The following is a 19,510-nucleotide window of genomic DNA, read 5'->3' as shown; positions in this document are numbered from 1 at the left end:
TTATGAAAATAACGAAACTGGAAACGGTCCGCGTCGCGGAGCGCCCGAACCTTCTCTGGCTCCTGGTCCATACGGATGAGGGGCTGACCGGGCTCGGGGAGACGTTCTTCGGCGCCGAGACCGTCGAAACCTATATTCATGAATATGTCGCGCCTCGGGTCATCGGCCGCGACCCCTTGCAGATCGACCTCCTCGCCGCCGATCTCGTGGGGTACCTCGGGTTTCGCTCCTCCGGAGCTGAAGTGCGAGGCAACTCGGCCTTTGACATCGCGCTGTGGGACATCTTCGGCAAGGCAACGAACCAGCCGATCGCCCAGTTGCTCGGCGGTTTCAGTCGCAAGGAAATCCGGACCTACAACACATGCGCGGGCACTGAGTACATCAAGAAGGCGACCGGCCAGACGACAGCGAACTATGATCTGTCCTCGTCGTCCGCGCGCAATTACGACGACCTCAATGGCTTCCTGAACAGCGCCGACGAACTTGCCCATTCCCTGCTTGAAGAGGGCATCACGGCGATGAAGATCTGGCCGTTCGATATCTCTGCGGAAAAGACGCGCGGCCAATATATCTCACTGCCCGATCTTAAGTCGGCGCTTAAGCCCTTCGAGAAGATCCGTTCGGCGGTCGGCGACCGGATGGATATCATGGTCGAGTTCCATTCGATGTGGCAGCTGTTGCCAGCAATGCAGATCGCCAAAGCACTCGCGCCATACCAAACATTCTGGCACGAGGATCCCATCAAAATGGACAGCCTCTCGAGCCTCAAGCGCTACGCGGCCGTCTCGCCGGCACCGATCTCAGCCTCGGAAACGTTGGGCTCGCGCTGGGCCTTTCGCGACCTTCTGGAAACCGACGCTGCCGGCGTGGTCATGCTCGACATCAGCTGGTGCGGCGGATTGTCGGAAGCACGCAAGATCGCCGCTATGGCGGAGGCATGGCACTTGCCCGTCGCGCCGCATGACTGCACTGGCCCGGTCGTCCTTTGCGCATCGACGCATCTGTCGCTAAACGCGCCCAATGCGCTGGTGCAGGAGAGCGTCCGCGCCTTCTACAAGACCTGGTACCGCGACCTCGTTACGGCGTTGCCCGAAGTCAAGAACGGCATGATCACGGTACCGCCAGGCGCCGGACTGGGCATGGAACTCAATCCGGACCTCGATAAGGCATTCACCGTATTTCGCCGCAGCTCGGATACGAACTGACACGGACCTTCAGCTGCAATCAAAATGAACCAAGGGAGGAGTAAGCATGAGAAGGTTTTTGACTGGGTGCGCTTTGAGCATAGCGCTTTTGGGCTCCACAGCGCTCGGGGCATCCGCGGAGCCGCTAAACATCGTCTTCACGCACCATTCGTCGGCGTCGAATACGTTTTGGCAGGCGGTGAAGAAGGGCTTTGACGACGCCTGCGAGAAGATCGCAGCCAACTGCCAGATGGTCTTTACGCAGAACGAAGGCTCCGTCGAGCAGCAGCTTTCAAACATGGAAGCGGCCCTAGCGCGCAAGCCTGATGCCCTTCTAACTTCGATCGTCGACGACAAGGCGTTCGACGACGTCATCGCCCGCGCCACGAAGGACAACGTCGTCGTGATCGGGGTCAACGTGGATGACAGTCAGGGCGCACAAGGAAACATGCGCGCTGCTTTTGTCGGCCAGGGATTCCGACCAGCCGGCCACTCGCTCGGTCAGGCCATGGCGCAGAATTTCCCGAAGGAGGGGCCGATTAAGGTGCTGGTCGGAGTTTCGGCTCCAGGCCAGAACTGGTCTGAGGCACGCGGGCAGGGCGTCATGGATTTCCTGGAGGAATACAAGGCCGCCAATCCCAACCGAGAGGTTTCTTGGGAGCGAATCGATAGCGGCACTGATCTTGCGATTACGGCCGATCGTGTTGGCGCCTATCTTAATGCCCACCCCGACACCACGGCCTATTTCGACACTGGCTTTTGGCATGCTGCGGTCGCACGGGTGCTGAAGGATCGCGGCGTCGAGCCGGGCAAGGTGCTGCTAGGCGGCTTCGACCTCGTGCCGGAAGTCGTCCAGCAGATGCAGACCGGCTACGTCCAGGTTCAGGTCGATCAGCAGCCGTACATGCAGGGCTTCATGCCAGTCATGCAAGTCTATCTCGCCAAGACTTTCGGACTTGCCCCGTCCGACATTGACACGGGGCAGGGCATTGTTCGCCCGGCCGATGCCGAGACGATCATGGAGTTCTCCGCCAAGGGGCTTCGCTAACGCACGTCCCCGGGGGGCCGGAGCGAAGAGACAAACTAGCCTGTTCAGGGCGTTAGAGTGTGCTTTGCGCGTTAAGTTGAACGCGCAGAGCGCCAAATTTGGCCGAGAGGGTACGGCGAGCACATCGCCGCCCTCTCGCACTGGAGCCGCATGCAATGAAACGTTTTTTGAAAATCTACATGGATAAGCCCGAACTGGCCGCGCTTATCCTTCTCCTGCTTCTCATGGGTATCTTCCAGAGCCAGTCTGAAGGCGTGTTCTTGAGTCTTGACAATTTGCGCGGCGTTTTGGGGATCCTGCCCGAGATGGCATTGGTCGCGATTGGTGTGACGGTTCTCATGATCTGCGGTGAATTCGACCTTTCAGTGGGAGCCGTATTCGCCCTGATGCCGATGTCGATGGCGGTGCTGATGGTTACAGGGATTTCGTTCCCACTGGCACTGATCGCCGGCCTTCTTGTGTGCGTCGCTATCGGTCTTTTGAACGGCTTTCTGACCATTCGCTTCGCAATACCAAGTTTCATCACCACGCTTGGCATGATGTTTGTCGCCAGATCCCTGACTGTCGTGATCTCCGGCGGATTTCCGCCGCTTCTACCGGCCGATCTCCCCACGTGGCTCTTCACTAGCTTCGTCGGGCCGGGCGAACTGGTGAGAATGTCATTCATCTGGTTTCTGGCCATCGCTGGTCTTGTGTCGTTGCTCCTCAGCCGTACGAACTTAGGCAACTGGATCCGAGCAACCGGCGGATTCCTGCCGGCGGCAGCGGCACTCGGCATCCCGACAGCGCGCGTCAAGATCGCCTGTTTCATTCTCTGCTCGGTACTGAGCGGATTTGCCGGATTGATCCAGGTGCTGCGCCTCGGTTCGCCCCTGCCGTCAATCGGCGAGGGAATGGAGCTTCAGGCCGTGGCGGCGGCGGTCATCGGCGGCACTGCACTGACCGGTGGGGTCGGCGCCGTTTTGGGCGGCATCGTGGGCGTTGCGCTGATCCGCGTGATCGACAATGGTCTCGTTCTCAGCCAGGTCGACGCCAACTGGTTCAAGTTCGCCATCGGCTCGTTGACCATCTTTGCGGTGGTCGCCAACTCTTGGCTGCGCAAGCGCGCAAAGTCCATCAAAGTGGAGGTCTGATCCATGAAGGATACCATCGTTTCCGTCAAAAACCTCCACAAGTGGTATTCGGGCGTGCATGCGCTGAAAGGCGTCTCGGTCGATTTCGCCCGCAACGAAGCAGTGGGCCTCATCGGTGATAACGGTGCCGGCAAATCCACACTGATCAATATCCTCTCCGGTGTGCAGAAGCAGGATGAGGGCGACATCTATATCGAATCCGAGAAAGTCGCGATCTGCAGCCCGCGCGATTCCATGCGTCTCGGCATCGAGACGATCTACCAGTACAACTCCATGGTTCCAACCATGTCGATTGCGCGGAATTTGTTCATCGGTCGAGAGCCGCTGAAATACTCGGTGTTTGGCATCGGCGTTATGGATCTACGAAAAATGCGCGAGGAAAGTGTCCGGGCGATCGCAGATGTCGATCTGCATCTCCGCTCGCCTGATGCGCTGGTTGGTGAGCTTTCCGGGGGGCAGCGGCAGGGTGTCGCCATCGCCCGAGCCATGCACTTTAAATCCAAGGTGATGATCCTCGATGAGCCGACTAACCATCTTTCGGTCAAGGAGACCAACAAGGTCATCGGTTTCGTTCGTTCGCTGAAGGAGCAGAACGTCACGGGGATCTTCATTAGCCACAATATGCATCATGTCTTTGACTGCTGTGACCGTGTGGTCGCAATGGCGCGTGGACAGATCGTGCTCGACAAGCGTGTCGCCGACACGTCGATTGACGAAGTGCAGTCGGTGCTTTGAAGGGAACGCAAATGGAGACGCTTCAAGGAAAAGTGGCACTCGTCACCGGAGGCCTCGGCACGCTCGGTCGGGCGCAGGCGAGGAAGCTCAACAAGGAAGGCGCGACCGTCGTTATACTCGATCGTCCCGAGCTGGAGGATGCGCAAACGCTGGCTCGAAGCCTCGGCGAAAACGTGCGCTTTCTTGGTTGTGATCTGAACGATCTCGCCACATCGGAAAGGGTCATTCGGGAGGAGGCGGAGGCCTCGGGTGGCATCGACATCCTGATCAACAACGCCGCGCTCATCATCAACAAGCCGTTTCAAGAATTCAGCCTGGAGGAGTACGAAGATCAGATCCGGGTCAACTCCTCAGCTGCCTTTGCTGCTGTCAGAGGCTGTGCGGATTTGATGAAGCGCAAGGGGGCCGGCAAGATTGTCAACTTTGCTTCCATCACGCTCAATGGCCAATGGGAAGGCTACGTACCATATGTGGCGTCAAAAGGTGCGATGGTCGGTCTCACGAAGTCGCTGGCCCGTGAGCTTGGTCCACATGGCATCAACGTCAATGCGGTTTCGCCAGGCGCGATTGTTTCCCAAGCGGAAGACCGGGTCTTTGCAGATAGGCTTCAGGAATACAACGATTGGATCCTGACGCGGCAATGCCTCAAAAAACGCATCCAGCCCGAGGATGTCGCCGAACTCGTTTTCTTCCTCGTCTCGCCGGCCTCCGACATGATTTCTGGGCAGATCTTCGCGATCGACGGCGGCTGGTAGATGGTGGCCGACCGGATTATCCTGGACAATGGCAACGCGCGCCTCGAACTCGTGCCGGCGCTCGGAGGGGGGATTGCGCGGCTTGATGTGCGACACGCGGACGGCGCGTTGCTTCCCGTGTTGAGGCCGTGGAACGGGCGGATGGAGGATGGCCCCCTCGCACTCGGCTGCAATGTCCTTGTCCCGTTTTCCAATCGCATTTCCGGGGGCGGCTTCGAACATGATGGTGCGTTCCATCCTGTTCCTGCCAACTTTTGTGGCGAGCCATTGCCCATTCATGGGGACGGCTTTCAGCGGTGTTGGCGCACGCTTGCTCGGCGCTCAGAGTCCCTTGAAGTAGAATGTGACGGGGAGATCGGTCCATTCCGCTACCGGGCACGGCAAATCATCACGCTCGCCATGGGCAAACTGATCGTAGAGCTCGAAGTTGAAAACTTGTCGGGGCAAGCATTGCCGTTCGGCGTGGGGTTCCATCCGTGGTTTCCCAGAAATGTGGACACTCGGCTGCAATTTCGTGCCGCGGAGATATGGCTGGAGGACGAGCGTCATCTTCCCGCCGGGCGGCAAGAGATCGGTGACGCTTCAGACTGGAACTTCGATGGCGGGCGGATCTTGCCCGACGGCTGGATCAACAATGCCTTCGGCGAGTGGGGTGGAGAAGCCGTGATCACGCAAGGCGAGAGGGCCGTCTCTCTCAGGCTCTCCGCTTCGGATAACCTCGCATATGCGTTGGTCTTCTCGCCGGGGTCGAAGGCCGACTTCTTTTGTTTTGAGCCGGTCTCCCACCCCGTCGACGCGCATAATCTTGAGGGTCACCCCGGCCTTCAGGTGCTCGAACACCGTCAAAAACTGACTGCTTCAATGACGTTGGAATGGGATGAACGATATGGAACTCAGTAAGAACGGCACCTTCGTAGGTCGCGTTTGGCTGCCGCAAGAAGAGGGGCCGGCGCTGGTGGCTGTTAGGGCCGGCGTTCTCTTCGATATTACCTCGAAAGATGCGCCAACGATGCGCGATCTCGCCGAGATGGACGATGCAGTCGGGTTTGTTCGTGCCCAAGAGGGAAAAGCGATCTGCAATCTCGACGATGTTTTTTCCGGCAGGGCCGCTAACCCGAGCATACCCCGGCTGCTCGCCCCATGCGATCTTCACGCGATCAAGGCCTGCGGAGTGACCTTTGCACGCTCGATGCTCGAGCGGGTGATCGAGGAGCGCGCGGCAGGAAATCCCGACCTCGCCTCCAAAATCCGCGAACGCGTGACGGCGGTCGTCGGAGACAGCCTGCGCAATCTCAAGGCCGGTTCGCTGGAAGCGGCGAAGGTCAAGGAGGCACTGATCGAGGAGGGCGTCTGGTCTCAATATCTCGAAGTCGGAATTGGTCCCGACGCCGAAGTCTTCACAAAGGGACAGATCATGTCGGCGGTCGGCTATGGGGACGAGGTGGGGCTCCACCCGATCTCGAGATGGAACAACCCTGAACCGGAGGTGGTGCTGGTTGTCGACAGCCAGGGCCGGGTGAAGGGGGCGACGCTCGGCAACGATGTGAACCTGCGCGATGTCGAAGGGCGCTCGGCGCTGTTGCTCGGCAAAGCCAAGGACAACAACGCCTCCTGCGCACTCGGTCCGTTCATTCGACTGTTCGACGAAAGCTATTCGATCGATGACGTTCGCGACGCCGAACTCGATCTGAGGATTGAGGGCGAAGATGGCTATGTCCTGACCGGCCGCAGCTCGATGAAGGAGATCAGCCGCGATCCACTCGACCTAGTGGCACAGACCATCGGTCCCCATCACCAATATCCCGATGGCTTGATGTTGTTCATGGGCACGCTGTTCGCTCCAGTCGAAGATCGCGACGTCCCCGGTCAGGGCTTCACACACAAGATCGGCGATGTCGTGACGATTTCCAACGCCAAGCTCGGCGCTCTCGTCAACACGGTGAGGCTATCTACCGAGTGCCCTCCCTGGACCTTCGGCGCGTCCCATCTCATGCGCAACCTCGCCGCACGCCAGCTAATCTAGGAACCCCATTATGGCTTTGCACCAGAACCTGATTGCCGGCGAATGGGTTGGCGGTGATGGCGTTGCCAATATCAATCCGTCCGACACCAACGACGTGATCGGGGAATATGCGCGCGCCTCGGCCGAGGATGCGAAGGCGGCGATCGCCGCGGCCAAGGCTGCGTTTCCGGCCTGGTCGCGCTCCGGCATTCTCGAGCCTCATGCAATCCTTCGAAAGACCGCCGACGAGCACGCAGTCGGATGCGCGCCGAGTCCAACTTAACGCCGCTGCCAAACAAATTTGCCAGCACCACGTGTTTACCATTTACTTACGATAGAATTACGCGGAAAATTAGCGTCGTGGGAGGAAGGCATTCGGCCCTCACGATCAGCGCGCCCGAACGGCTTCTGCCCCTTTCAAGGGAGGACCAGTCATGAGGCGTATTTTGTTGCACGCGGCAGCATCGGTCGCGGCGCTCTCGCTTGGCGTCTCGTATGCATCCGCGCAATCAGGCAGTGTCGAGAAGGCGGTCGGCGGCTACAGTTTCGAGGAGGCCGCAAAAGAGGCGCCCGGTACCAAGGACTTTCATTCGGCCGACGGCCACCTCACCTTTGGTATCGTGACGCACACCGCCGGGAACGGTTTTTTCGATCCCGTCTATGTTGGCGCCACTGTGGCTGGCAACATGATCGGCGCCAAGATCCTGCTGCTTGGCTCGGAATCGCCGGTGGATGATCCGGCCCGCGAGATCGAAATCCTTAATCAGATCGTTCAGGATCCGACGATCGACGGTATCATCATGACGACACCGCAGGTCGGCGCCTACAACGACATCGTCAAGGCCGCCGAGGCAAAGGGAATTCCCGTCGCTACGACAAATTCCTTTGACGGGACGCTGCTCAATCGCAGTAGCATCAGTCATACCGGCCAGGACGCATCCGCGGCTGCGATCGGCGGCGAAGCACTTGCCAAATGCGTGCTCGACAGCGGCAAGACGAGCGGCTCGATCCTGCTGCCGTCCTCGACCGCGATGGGCAATATCGAAGTGAACAACCGGGTGACCTCGGCCTTTAATGCGATCGTCAAGACACTGAAGGACGCCGGAAAGCTTGAAAACTTCAAGGTGGACGCCGGGCCGGAGAATGTCGGCATCGACACGAACCCGAACGACCCCGTGAACGCGCTCGTGTCGCTCTTCGAGTCGCGTGGTGACGTCGTCGGGGCCTTCACCGCAAACAACGTCTTCACACCGCCACTCGTAAAGGCAGTCGCGCAAATGGGATGGACCGGTAAGTTCTGTGCCTTCGGCTTCGATCTGGGGCCGGCGCAGCAAGAGGGCATCACCGCGGGCAACCTAACGGGCTCGCTGGGACAACAGCCGTTTCTGCAAGGCTTCTGGCCGGTCATGCAGCTCTACCTGCAGATCGACCGCGGCATTTCGGCCGCCAATCTCGACACACGGGCCCAGCTGGTGACGAAGGAGACCGTCGCCAATGTCGGCAAGCGCTTCGAGAACTGATTTCGCTCGAGGCGCCTGACATATACGGGCGGGAGGGCCGTTCCTGCCGCCTGCGCAAGTGCAAAGTTTTACCGGACAAACCCATGGCGCCTGTGGAGACGACATCGCTCGGCCGTGCGCCTCCGCAGCTCGCCGGCGGCTGGGAGGCCGGTCTCATACTGTTCCTAGTCCTGCTCTATGTCGGTGGCGTGTTCGCAAATCCGACCTTCTTCGCCTCGACGGACGCGCTTCACGCCCTGCTTCGCGATACCTCCCGCGTGGGGATCATCGCCGTGGGGATGACCTTCGTTATCGTCAACAAGGACCTCGATCTGTCGGTAGGGTCCACCTACGGCCTCGTCGCGGTGGCGTTCGCCCGGCTTTTTTCACCGAGCTTTCTCGATCTCGAAATCACGGCCTCAGTCATTCTTTGTCTGCTGCTGGGGACGGCGATCGGGTTACTCAACGGCGTGCTCGTGACCATCTTAAGGGCGCCGGCATTCATCGCGACTCTGACGATCCTTTTCATCGGCCGCGGTTTCGTGCTGGCGCTGACGCACGGCCAGGCGATCTATTATTCCGGCAAGGCGGATGAATTTCCGCTGTTCTTCCACCTCGGCGAAACCAATGTCCTCGGCTTCAACAACCAGATCATCGTCTTCGCCTGCGTTGTCGCGCTCGGAGCCGTTGTGCTTGCCAAAACCCGCTGGGGCTACGAGACACTCGCCACCGGTGGGAACGAACAGGCGGCAGTCTATGCCGGTATTCCCGCACGCTGGGTGCGCATCCGCGCCTACCTGATCTCGTCGCTCTGTGCGACCCTTGCGGCTCTTCTGTCGGCGGCACAGGATAAGGGCGTAACCCCCCTTTATGGTGTCAGCTGGGAACTCACCGTCATTGCATCCGTGGTCATCGGCGGCGCGTCGATCCTGGGCGGTCGCGGTCGCGTGATCGGCTCTTGCCTGGGAGCCGCGGTCGTCGTGCTGGTCGACAAGGTCTTGCGCGAAGGATGGCCAATCACGCGCATTGTCGTCATCGACGGCGAGAATATTGCGGTCAACGCCAGGTTCACCCTACCCGCGGGCGCGGTGCTGGTTTTCCTCGGCCTCCTTCTCGTCATTGCGGTGCTGATAGAGCCCTATCTCATCCGCCGCCAAGTCGCGGGCCGCTTCTGGGCCTGGCTGCGCGGCCGCCCGCCGCCACCCGCCTATGAGATGGGCGGCGTGGCTCTCGAGGGCGTCCAGACCAAGGGAGCGATGGCGAGCGACCGGGAGCTGACGGCTACCGGGTTCGGCAAGTTTCTCGCACGCCGCGACGCGCTTGCCATTATCCTGACAATCCTGTTGTGGCTGACGGGGCTCACCCTCAGGCCCGACTACTGGTGGAACCTCTCCAATACGTTCGCGATCCTGCTCAACTACACAGAACTTGCTCTCATCGCGGTCGGGCTCACCTATGTCATCGCAGCCGGCGATATCGATCTCTCCGTCGGGGCGGTACTTGCGCTTTCGGGCAGCACCGCGGCCTATTTTCTGAAGGTGCTGGGCGCCGACCCGATGACCGCCGTGGCGATGGGCCTGGTTGTCGGAATGGTCGCCGGACTCGTCAACGCCACCGTCACAGTCGGTTTCAAGCTGCCGGCCTTCATCGCTACGCTGGGAATGTTCTACATCGCCCGCGGTCTTGCCGCCTGGTTCGTTGCCGGCCAGCAACTGACGGGCTGGCCCGAAGGCTACAATCTGCTCGGCCGCAAGGCGAACGACGTCCTCCTGCATTTCGGCTTTTCGCTGCCGCCCGGCTTTCTTCGGACTGTCGCAGAAGTCGTCAGCGTGCAGACGATCTGGATGTTCTTTGTCGCCCTGGTGGCTGGCCTCGTGCTCGCTTACTCGCCGTTCGGACTGAAGGTCCTGTCCACCGGCGGCAACCTCCGCGCCTCGGCTTACGCGGGCATCAACACGAACCGCGTGCGTTTCCTCGCGCTCTTGTTGTCAGCGCTCTGCGCCTCCATGGCCGGGATCATCAACGTCGCCTACTTTCGCAGTTTCAACCCCGTCGCCGGCCAGTTCCGCGAACTGGACGCCATCGCCTCGGTCATCATCGGCGGCGGATCGATCTTCGGCGGTTACGGCACCATCATCGGCTCGCTTGCCGGGGCCGCGGCGATCACGCTCGTGCGGGCGCTGCTGCAATTGAACGTCCAGGGGTTCACCATGCCGCAGCACTGGATCAATGTCTTTATCGGCGTCATCCTTATCGTGGCCGTGCTCGTCGACATTTGGGTTCGCCAAGCCAATATCTTCGGACGCATGCGCTCCTTTTTGGCGCAACGCGGACAAAGATCGGAGACCAGTCATGGCCACTGATACCCAAGGTACACCGATCGTGGAAATGCGGAGCATCGAAAAGGTGTTCGGTGCGGTCCAGGCGCTACGCTCGGTCGACTTGGTGCTCCATCCCGGCGAGATCCTCGGTCTCGTTGGCGACAATTCCGCCGGCAAATCAACGCTAATGAAAATCCTGACCGGCGCCTACCAGCGCGATGCTGGCGAGATATTCGTCGCCGGACACCCGGTGCATTTCAGGAGCCCGCATGAGAGCCGCGACGTCGGTATCGAGATGATCTACCAGGATTTCGCGTTGTGCGGGAACATGGACGTCGGGCAGAACATATTTCTGGGCCGCTGGCCGCTCAAGGGCCCGTTCGTCGATCGGCGGAAGATGTATGCGGAAGCCGACAAGGTGTTGAAACGGCTCAAGGTCGACGTCAACTCTGTCTACCAGAAGGTTGAAAGCCTGTCGGGCGGCCGCCAGCAATCGGTGGCGATTGCCCGCGCCATCTCGTTCGAGCCGCAGGTCGTAATCCTCGATGAGCCGACCGCCAATCTTTCGGTGATGGCGACCGAACGCCTGCTTGAAACGATGCTGGAATTGAAGAGACAGGGTGTAGCCCAGATTATCATTTCTCATCGGCTGGTAGATATCTTTGCCGTCGGCGATCGCGTGATGGTGCTGAAGCGCGGCGAGTATGTCGGCGACCGCTATATCAAGCACACTGACGAACACGAGATTCTTGAGATCATTGTTTCCGGAACCCGCGAACGGGCACTCACGGCGGAGCAGGCGGTGCGTTGACCGGGCACCGGCAAAATCCGCAGTACCATCGGCATCCGACGAGCCCGCGGGACGAGAAATCCGGCACTCGACACCTTGATCGTGCAGATTGAAAAAGAGATCAGCCGCCATGGAGGTCCAACGTTGGCGAGTTAATTCCCCAGAGGGACGACAGGGAAACGTGGGTCACGTCGCGAATTTAGGTTATTTCGGGACTGTCCGATCAGGATGGACGCCCCGAATTGAGACCTACCATCGCTCCTCGGCTGGTATCTGGTAGCGTCCGTCCGCCGTGCTCAGCATCAAATGCAAAAGCAGCGAACCGGTCGCTGTGCTCGGGCGAAGGGGGCGGCCTCCGTATGGTTTTGCGCGTTTAGGATCGCATACTATATCGACGGGAACTCACGACCTAGCACCCGCGATGAGGTGCAAGGCAGAGTTGCCCTGTGCCCGCTGCTACTGTTTGCTTGCGCCCGGATTGATCAACGCGATCAGGAGATTAACGCCGAGCAGGAAAGTCACGGCAGTTCGTCACGCAAGGCGTTGACGATTTCGAGGGCAACTGGCGGGGTATCCGGTCGTGACGTCAGAAGAGGAATTCCATTGCGCTCGTTACCGCTGCGGGGCCGGCGCAAAGAACGCCTTGCCAGCTCGGAAATGACCTCGCCAAGGCTCCGATGCTGCTGGGCTGCCATGGCCTTGGCTGCAATCAGGACATCGTCATCGATCGCAAGTGTCGTTCTCAAATCTGCCTCATCGCGCATCAGTCATCACACATCATATAGGGCAAGAGGTTGAATTTCCCAAGACTGATACAGAAGAGCGTCGCAGCCGTTCAGCCTGCCTCCCGCCGGAGGGCGGCCAGGATGACGTCGACTTGCGCCCCAACGTTGCGGCACACCGCCGCATAGATGAACGATAGGAGTCGCCGTGTCTTCTCCCAACGAATATCAAATGATTGATCCGATATCCGTTCAAGTGGTCCAGTACCGAACCGACTGGTCTGATATTGGATCAGTTCGTGTCGAGGCCGATCCACAGGCCGTTGAGAATGATGTCGCTGTGCTGGCGCGCAAGATTGCCTTACGGGCAATATCTGCCGCCGCTAATTCAATGTATAAAGCTGGTGAGCGGCGATATCCCGCGGCAGAGGTCACTTTGGCGGGCCCAATCTTCACGACGCCCCAACTGATCTTCGCTGGCACGGTCTCCGTCTCGGCGTATCGACATCCAATTTTTGCACGCCGGAGCACAGTAGGAGCGCGCGTCCAAGTCCGAATATCTTTTGAATTCAAGACTTGGACGAGGCGCGCAGTGCCGAGGCGGGATAGCGCAAGGTCGGATCGAACGGGTTGAGTTTGTTGCTGATCGCCTGCGCTTCCGATTTCAGCAGATCGGTGATCGTGCCGCTGCGCATTTCGGTCAGCCTCGATGCCAGGGTCCCGATGCTTAAGGAGGCGACGGCAATGCCGTTTCGATCGAGAACCGGAACGCCCAAGCCGGCCATGCCTTCAATCATCTCGAAATTCATCTGCGCCGCGCCGATACGGCGCACCTCCTCGATCTTGATGCGCAGATCAACTTCATCGATTGCCGCACGATCCATGATGCGGGGCATGTTGAACTTGATGATGGCCTCGCGCTCCTCCTCCGGCAGGTAAGAGAGAATGGCGATGCTGCCCTGGCCGATGCCCAATGGCACCTTGCCGCCGATGTCGCCGGTAAACGAGCGGATGGGGAACGGCCCCTCGACGCGGTCGAGGCAAATTGCATCGAAGTTGCTGCGCACCAGCAGAAACACTGTGTCGTTGAAGGTCGCCGAAAGTCGCAGCAGGGATGGGCGGGCGATATCGAGGATGCCCTCGCGCCGCCTCGCCTGCGAGGCGATGGAAAAGAACTCCAGCGACAGACGGTAGGATTTGCTGTCCGGCATCTGCTCAACCATGTCCTCGGCGATAAGGGTCTTCAGCAGACGATGTGCCGACGGTTGGCTCAGATTCAACCTGCGCGCAAGGTCGATCAACCGCACACCTTCCACCGACTGCGCCGCCAGATCTTTCAGGATGTGGATTGCCTTCGAGAGGCTGGAGTTGCCAACGGCTTCGGATTCCGAAATCTGCACCATAAATTTATAGATCCCCTATCAATATTCCGAATTATGGACTTTTTTCATAAAAAATTTCAACATAGAAAATTCGGTTTGTGTTTTTTGTCAAACTCCGGAAATTAACCGGCGAGCCCTTCTCAAGGTGGCGGATGGAAAACGTGGACGGACTGCCGTTCGTCCCGGCCGGGAAAACTGTGCGGTCCGGTCGTGACGGCCGCAGTTGCTGACTTCGGCATCTGTCTGAGCGGGCCCAATGGATTTTGACGACGTGTCGTTGCCGCATGGATCGCTGACAAGAAAATCAGGGCAGGCGATCTCTCCAGGCAATTGAATGACGGGAGAGCGAGCATGAGTTTCCTCAGCCTAAAACAGGTTTTCAGATTCTACGGATCGGTTGCCGCTGTTCACAATTTCGACCTTGGTGTGGAGAAGGGCGAGTTCATCTCGCTTCTGGGACCATCCGGTTGCGGCAAGACGACAACGCTGCAAATGATCGCGGGTCTCGTGCGCCCCTCCTCGGGCACGATCATGATGGGCGGCCGTGACATCACCTACATGCCGCCGCCGCAACGGCAGCTCGGCGTGGTCTTTCAAAGCTACGCGCTCTTCCCGCACATGACGGTTGCGCAAAATGTCAGCTTCGGCCTCGAGATGCGCAAGGTTGCGAAGGCCGAGCGCGAAACGCGCATCAAGGACATTCTTGTTCTTGTCCACCTCTCGGCGCTCGCCGATCGATATCCGCGCGAGATGTCCGGCGGCCAGCGCCAGCGTGTGGCGATCGCCCGTGCGCTGGTCATCAATCCGCCGGTTCTGCTGCTGGATGAGCCGCTGTCCAACCTCGATGCCCAGCTTCGCGAAGAAATGCAGTTCGAATTGCGTCGCATCCAACAGGCCGTCGGCATCACCACCATCATGGTTACGCACGACCAGGCCGAGGCGCTCTCCATCAGCGACCGCGTCGTGGTCATGGAGAAGGGCAAGATCACTCAGGTCGACACGCCCTACGAACTCTATGAACACCCGCGCAACGATTTCATTTCTTCCTTTGTCGGAAAGTCGAACTTCATGCCGGCGACTGCGGTCGCAAACGGTGCGGGCGCGACTGTCTGCATCGGCAACACCGACATCGTGTTCGAGACGGGCAGCAAGCCGGCAAGCAAGGATGTTTCCGTATTCATCCGCCCGGAAAAGTTGCGTCTGACGACACCATCCAACGGGCAGCTTCAGGGAACCGTGACCACCCGCTACTTCATGGGCAGCCAGTGGCTGGTCAGCGCTGCGACCCCGGCCGGCGTTCTGGCCGTCGCCGTTCCCAATCTTGGCGCACCGCCGCCGCTGGAAGGCGAAAATGTGGGCCTGTCCTGGCAGCATGGCGACTGTCGCGTTCTCGCTGCGGGAGCTACCGAGTGATGGGCGCGGCGACCCCCGCGGCGGCGCCGCGCGCCTTCGCCCCGTTGTTCCTTTCGGCTCCGGCAACGCTGTTTTTCATTGGGCTTGTTCTGCTGCCACTGGCGCTAACGATCATCCTGTCGTTCAACAGCTACGACTATACCGCCGGCATTCAGAATGACTTCTCGCTCGCAAACTATCTGACCGTTCTGCAGGACGAGTATTACCTCTCGACCTTCTGGCGTACGTTGCGCCTGGCGCTGCTGACCACTGTGATCGCCGTGCTGATCGGTGTTCCGGAAGCCTACATCCTCTCCAACATGCGCAAGCCCTGGCGGTCGATCTTCCTGCTCGTCATCATCGGCCCGTTGCTAGTCTCGGTGGTCGTGCGTACCTTTGGCTGGAGCATGCTGCTAGGCAAGAACGGGCTGGTGAACGGCGCGCTTGCCGCCGTCGGCCTCGAGCCGGTGCAACTGCTCTACACCGAAGCGGCGATCGTCATCGGCCTCGTCCACATCATGCTGCCGTTCATGGTCATCCCGGTTTGGACTGTGCTGCAGAAGCTGGATCCGACCGTCGAGGCGGCGGCGCTCACGCTCGGCGCATCCCGCTTTACCGCCCTGCGCCGGATAGTCTTTCCGCAGGCCGCCCTTGGCATTCTCTCCGGCAGCCTGATCGTCTTCGCGCTGTCGGCGAGTTCCTTCGCCATTCCCGGCCTTCTTGGTGGGAGGCGGCTGAAGATGGCAGCGACGCTCGTCTACGACGAGTTCCTGATCGAACTCAATTGGCCGCTCGGCGCCACCATCGCCATCATCGTCCTCGTCGCCAACCTCGTGATCATGCTCGCCTATAACAGGCTCATCGAGCAGCAGGCCAAACGGAAGCTGGGTTGAAATCATGCAGAGAAACGGTCCTGTCGCGCTGGTCTTTCACAGCCTCATCGTCGTGTTCATGCTGGCTCCCATGGTCGTGGTGTGCCTCGTGGCCTTCACCCCCGAAAACACTTTGGCCATGCCATGGAACGGCCTGTCGCTGCGCTGGTTCGAGGCAGTCTTCCGCCACAACGACTTCATGTCGTCATTCGGCAACAGCATTCGATTGGCCCTCCTTTCGGCAACGATTTCGACACTGCTTGCTGTCCCGGCCGCCCTTGCCATCACGCGCTACGAGTTCCGCGGCCGTGATGTGCTGAACGCATTGTTCCTGTCGCCGCTGATCATCCCACATCTGGTTCTTGGCGTTGCCTTTCTCCGGTTGTTTTCGCTGATGGGCATGACCGGCTCCTTCACCTGGCTGGTGGCCACGCATGCAATCATCGTCACGCCCTATACGCTGAGGCTCATCCTCGCGTCGTTGACGAGCATGGATCGCAACGCCGAGAACGCGGCCCGCACCCTTGGAGCGGCCGAGTGGACGGTGTTCAAGCGCATCACCTTGCCGTTGCTGCTGCCGGGGATCAGCGGCGGCTGGCTGCTTGCCTTCATCAACAGCTTCGATGAACTGACGATGTCTATCTTCGTCACATCGCCTTCGACCGTGACCTTGCCGGTTCGCATGTACATGTATGCCAGCGAATCCATCGATCCGATGATGGCCGCGGTTTCCACGCTGATGATCGCGCTTGCGACCGTGACCATGATCGTCCTCGACCGGATGTTTGGGCTCGATCGTCTTCTTGTCGGCAAAGGCTGAGAACGGCGATGTCGAGACAAGCCCTGTTCAAGCGCCGATATCGCCGGGACGAGGAAGCAATCCCGTTCCTGCTCAACGGCTTGCCCGAAATCGGACGAGGTGGCGACACGGTCATGACGGCCATCCTTTCGCTCGGATCCAGCCTTCGCCGGGCGGAATTCACCGGCGAGAACCGCGCAGGCTTCTGCCTGATCGGCGCCTGCCAGGATTGCTTCGTGATGACGGCGGACGGTAGCCGCGTGCGTGCGTGCAGCACGGCACTGAAACCCGGCATGGCTTTTTTCACGACCACGATGGAGCGCGTCGAGCATGACTGATGCTCTGCCGATCGTGATCGTCGGTGCCGGTCCGGCCGGCATCCGCGCCGCCGAACAAATGGTCGAAGCCGGTATCCGGCCGATCGTTCTCGACGAGGGGTTGCGCGCCGGCGGGCAGATCTACCGGCGCCCGATGATCGACGACGGTCGTTCCTACCGCAACCGGTACGGCTCCGAGGCGAGAAAGGCCGAGCAGTTGCACGCGACCTTCGAGCGGCTCCGCCCGGCAATCGAGTATCGGCCGGAAACACTTGCCTGGAACGTCAGCGGCCAGGAGCGCGGCGGCCACCTCGATGTGATGACTGACGGCGTGCATAACCAGATTGCCTTTTCCAAGCTGCTTTTGTGCACCGGCGCCACGGACCGCGTGCTGCCATTTCCCGGTTGGACGAAGCCGGGCGTATTCACGCTCGGTGCCGCCCAGACGGCTTTGAAGGCGCAAGGTTGCACGGTCGGCGACCGACTGGTTTTCATGGGGTCCGGCCCGCTGCTTTATCTTGTTGCGTGGCAATACATGAAGGCGGGAGCGACAGTGGCCGCCGTGCTCGATACGGCGCCGTTGCGATCGAAAATCCATCTGGTGTCGCTGTTCGCCCGAGCGCCGCGCATCGTCGCGCTCGGCCTGTTCTATGGCGCTCAGCTCCAACTCTCGGGCGTCAAGATCCGATATGGTGTTCGGCCTGAAACGGTCATCGGCGCAGACCGGGTCGAGGGCATCCGCTTTCAGGCGAGTGGCTGCACACAAGAGCTCGAATGCGACGCGATTGCCTACGGGTTTGCGCTGCGCCCGGAAACGCAGCTGGCCGACCTCGCCGGATGTGGCTTCCGCTTCCAGGATCGCGACCGGGCATGGTTGCCGGAACGCGACGCCCTGGGCCGCACGAGCCGGAAGGATGTCTACGTCTCCGGCGACGGCAGCGGTATTGCTGGTGCCGATGCCGCCGAAATCGACGGCCAGCTGGCCGCATTGGCGATCCTCAATGATATGGGCAAGACAGTCGAGGGCGATCGTCTCCGGCAATTGATGGCTGCCCGGGCACGGATCCTGCGCCAGCGCGAAATTCTCGAAAACGCGTTTCCCTTCCCGCGCGACTGGTTCGAGACGGTGCCGGCCAAGACGACGCTTTGCCGGTGCGAGGAAATCAGCATCGGCGAGATCCGCCGCGCGGTCGAGGCCGGGAACATCGGCGAGATCAATCGGATGAAGGCTTTGAGCCGCGTCGGCATGGGGCGTTGCCAGGGGCGGATGTGTTCGGCCGCCGCAACTGAGGTGCTTCGCAGCATCCGCAATGTCGAGCCGCAGGAAACCGGCCGTCTGCGGGCGCAGGCGCCGGTGAAGCCAATTCCGCTCGGCTTCGGCGGTCCGCTCGACAGGGAGGCAGGCCGATGATCCAGCGCATTTCGGCGGATGTGACCATCATCGGCGGCGGGCTTGTCGGCAGTTCAGCAGCGCTGGCGATGCGCAAGGCCGGACTTGCCGTTGTGCTGATCGATAAGGGCTTCTGCGGCGCCCAGGCCAGCGGTGTCAACTATGGCGGCGTGCGCCGGCAAGGACGGCCTCCCGAGCAATTGCCGCTGTCCCAGCGGGCACACGGCATCTGGCCACGACTGAAGGCACTGGTCGGCATTGACGGAGAATACGTGCCGTCCGGCCATCTGAAGCTAGCGCGCACTGAGGCGGATTTTGCCAAGCTGGAAGCCTATGCCGAGATAGCCAAGCCCTACGGGCTCGATCTCGAGCTGGTTGGGGCTGCCGCATTGAAGACGCGTTTCCCGTGGTTGTCGGCGGCAGGCGCAGGCGCATCGCTTTGCCCAGGCGACGGTCATGCCAATCCCAGGCTGGTCTCGCCCGCCTTCGCGCGTGCGGCGGAACGGGCGGGCGTGAAGGTCTTCGAACAGACCCCTGTGCATGATGTGCGCGCGACCGGCAGCGGATTTGCCGTGCTTGCGGGAGAGAATGTCGAAATTCGCAGCCGTCAGATTGTCAACAGCGCCGGTGCCTGGTCCGATATGTTTGCCGCGCAGTTCGGCGAACGCGTTCCACTGACCCGCATCTATCCCTCGATGGTCGTCACCGAGCCGTTGCCGATGCGATTGCCGGTCAGCATGGGCGAGCAGGGCGGCAGTTTTTACGGACGGCAGGTTGCGCGCGGTAACTATGTGATGGGTGGCGGGCGCGGAGCAGCACTTGCCGATCCCGATTTCTCGCGGCCGTCGGTAACGGCGGCTTCATCGGTCATGCAGCGCGCCATAGCGCTCTTTCCGCATCTGGCCACTGCCCAGGTCATCCGGTTCTGGTCCGGTACGGAAGCGGAGATGCCTGACGGCAATCCGGTCATCGGCGCAAGCCAGACGACGCCCGGCCTCTTCCACGCCTTCGGGTTCTGCGGCGCCGGGTTCCAGATCGCGCCTGCCGTCGGCGAAGTGCTCTTGGAGCTCGTCGCCACCGGGCAAAGCACCACGCCTATCGATGCCTTTTCCATCGGTCGCTTCAGTCAAGTAGCGGCTCAAACTGCAGTCTCGTTGTAAACAGAAAGG

General features: G+C 60.4%; 18 protein-coding genes and 2 pseudogenes. 18 read left to right on the top strand and 2 right to left on the bottom strand.

Translation table 11 applies throughout. The annotated features are described in order from the left end of the window. Positions 1–2 precede the first annotated feature (2 nt). From ASD02_RS24305 to ASD02_RS40635, 12 genes and pseudogenes are all read left to right on the top strand, one after another. Positions 3–1,205 carry a mandelate racemase/muconate lactonizing enzyme family protein gene (locus ASD02_RS24305; RefSeq protein WP_057206708.1) on the top strand — a complete coding sequence of 401 codons (1,203 nt, stop codon included), beginning with the start codon at positions 3–5 and terminating at the stop codon, positions 1,203–1,205. Positions 1,206–1,251: 46 nt separating this feature from the next. After that, positions 1,252–2,232, top strand: a complete 981-nt coding sequence (locus tag ASD02_RS24300; protein ID WP_057206710.1) for a sugar ABC transporter substrate-binding protein — start codon at positions 1,252–1,254, stop codon at positions 2,230–2,232. Positions 2,233–2,387: 155 nt separating this feature from the next. Continuing rightward, a complete protein-coding gene (locus ASD02_RS24295; RefSeq protein ID WP_057206712.1) occupies positions 2,388–3,365 on the top strand; it encodes an ABC transporter permease in 978 nt (325 codons plus the stop codon). Positions 3,366–3,368: 3 nt separating this feature from the next. Continuing rightward, positions 3,369–4,100, top strand: a complete 732-nt coding sequence (locus tag ASD02_RS24290) for an ATP-binding cassette domain-containing protein (RefSeq protein ID WP_057206714.1) — start codon at positions 3,369–3,371, stop codon at positions 4,098–4,100. An 11-nt stretch (positions 4,101–4,111) separates the two neighbouring features. Beyond that, positions 4,112–4,855, top strand: coding sequence for an SDR family oxidoreductase (locus ASD02_RS24285; protein WP_057221246.1), 744 nt, complete (start codon positions 4,112–4,114; stop codon positions 4,853–4,855). Further along, positions 4,856–5,755: an aldose 1-epimerase gene (locus tag ASD02_RS24280; RefSeq protein ID WP_057221245.1), complete on the top strand. Its 900-nt coding sequence runs from the start codon at positions 4,856–4,858 to the stop codon at positions 5,753–5,755. Further along, complete coding sequence (locus ASD02_RS24275) at positions 5,742–6,878, top strand: fumarylacetoacetate hydrolase family protein (protein WP_156408455.1); 1,137 nt, start codon at positions 5,742–5,744, stop codon at positions 6,876–6,878. The genes ASD02_RS24280 and ASD02_RS24275 overlap by 14 nt, the downstream gene beginning before the upstream one ends. 10 nt (positions 6,879–6,888) lie before the next feature. Continuing rightward, positions 6,889–7,107: pseudogene (locus tag ASD02_RS24270) on the top strand (aldehyde dehydrogenase family protein); the annotation flags it as partial. A 184-nt stretch (positions 7,108–7,291) separates the two neighbouring features. Further along, positions 7,292–8,377: a substrate-binding domain-containing protein gene (locus tag ASD02_RS24265; RefSeq protein WP_057206724.1), complete on the top strand. Its 1,086-nt coding sequence runs from the start codon at positions 7,292–7,294 to the stop codon at positions 8,375–8,377. 83 nt (positions 8,378–8,460) lie between these two features. Beyond that, a complete protein-coding gene (locus ASD02_RS24260) occupies positions 8,461–10,719 on the top strand; it encodes a sugar ABC transporter permease (protein ID WP_057221243.1) in 2,259 nt (752 codons plus the stop codon). Beyond that, positions 10,709–11,488, top strand: a complete 780-nt coding sequence (locus ASD02_RS24255) for an ATP-binding cassette domain-containing protein (RefSeq protein ID WP_057221242.1) — start codon at positions 10,709–10,711, stop codon at positions 11,486–11,488. The genes ASD02_RS24260 and ASD02_RS24255 overlap by 11 nt, the downstream gene beginning before the upstream one ends. Before the next feature lie 36 nt (positions 11,489–11,524). Beyond that, a pseudogene (locus ASD02_RS40635) lies at positions 11,525–11,623 on the top strand (LysR family transcriptional regulator); the annotation flags it as partial. Between the two features lie 362 nt (positions 11,624–11,985). On the opposite strand, the gene ASD02_RS24250 reads toward ASD02_RS40635, so the two are convergent. Beyond that, on the bottom strand, positions 11,986–12,213 hold the full coding sequence (locus ASD02_RS24250) for a CopG family transcriptional regulator (protein WP_107028102.1): 228 nt from the start codon (positions 12,211–12,213) through the stop codon (positions 11,986–11,988). Between the two features lie 545 nt (positions 12,214–12,758). After that, positions 12,759–13,592, bottom strand: a complete 834-nt coding sequence (locus ASD02_RS24245) for an IclR family transcriptional regulator (RefSeq protein ID WP_057206732.1) — start codon at positions 13,590–13,592, stop codon at positions 12,759–12,761. A gap of 330 nt (positions 13,593–13,922) precedes the next feature. On the opposite strand from ASD02_RS24245, the gene ASD02_RS24240 reads away from it, so the two are divergent. Genes ASD02_RS24240 through ASD02_RS24215 form a run of 6 tightly spaced genes read left to right on the top strand, consistent with a single transcriptional unit; the run spans position 13,923 to position 19,501 of the window. Then, positions 13,923–14,984, top strand: coding sequence for an ABC transporter ATP-binding protein (locus ASD02_RS24240; RefSeq protein ID WP_057221240.1), 1,062 nt, complete (start codon positions 13,923–13,925; stop codon positions 14,982–14,984). Then, complete coding sequence (locus ASD02_RS24235; protein WP_057206736.1) at positions 14,984–15,856, top strand: ABC transporter permease; 873 nt, start codon at positions 14,984–14,986, stop codon at positions 15,854–15,856. The genes ASD02_RS24240 and ASD02_RS24235 overlap by 1 nt, the downstream gene beginning before the upstream one ends. A gap of 4 nt (positions 15,857–15,860) precedes the next feature. Then, on the top strand, positions 15,861–16,655 hold the full coding sequence (locus ASD02_RS24230; protein ID WP_057221239.1) for an ABC transporter permease: 795 nt from the start codon (positions 15,861–15,863) through the stop codon (positions 16,653–16,655). 8 nt (positions 16,656–16,663) lie between these two features. After that, complete coding sequence (locus tag ASD02_RS24225) at positions 16,664–16,972, top strand: 2Fe-2S iron-sulfur cluster-binding protein (RefSeq protein WP_057221238.1); 309 nt, start codon at positions 16,664–16,666, stop codon at positions 16,970–16,972. Then, a complete protein-coding gene (locus tag ASD02_RS24220) occupies positions 16,965–18,362 on the top strand; it encodes an FAD/NAD(P)-binding oxidoreductase (protein ID WP_057221237.1) in 1,398 nt (465 codons plus the stop codon). Before ASD02_RS24225 ends, ASD02_RS24220 begins: the two co-directional genes overlap by 8 nt. Next, positions 18,359–19,501, top strand: a complete 1,143-nt coding sequence (locus ASD02_RS24215; protein ID WP_057221236.1) for an FAD-dependent oxidoreductase — start codon at positions 18,359–18,361, stop codon at positions 19,499–19,501. Before ASD02_RS24220 ends, ASD02_RS24215 begins: the two co-directional genes overlap by 4 nt. Positions 19,502–19,510 lie beyond the last annotated feature (9 nt).

Origin of the sequence: Ensifer sp. Root1252, from assembly GCF_001425885.1 — a bacterium.
GTDB lineage: Bacteria > Pseudomonadota > Alphaproteobacteria > Rhizobiales > Rhizobiaceae > Ensifer > Ensifer canadensis.
The sequence above is the reverse complement of the archived record's forward strand: the minus strand, read 5'-3'. Positions and strand labels throughout refer to the sequence as shown.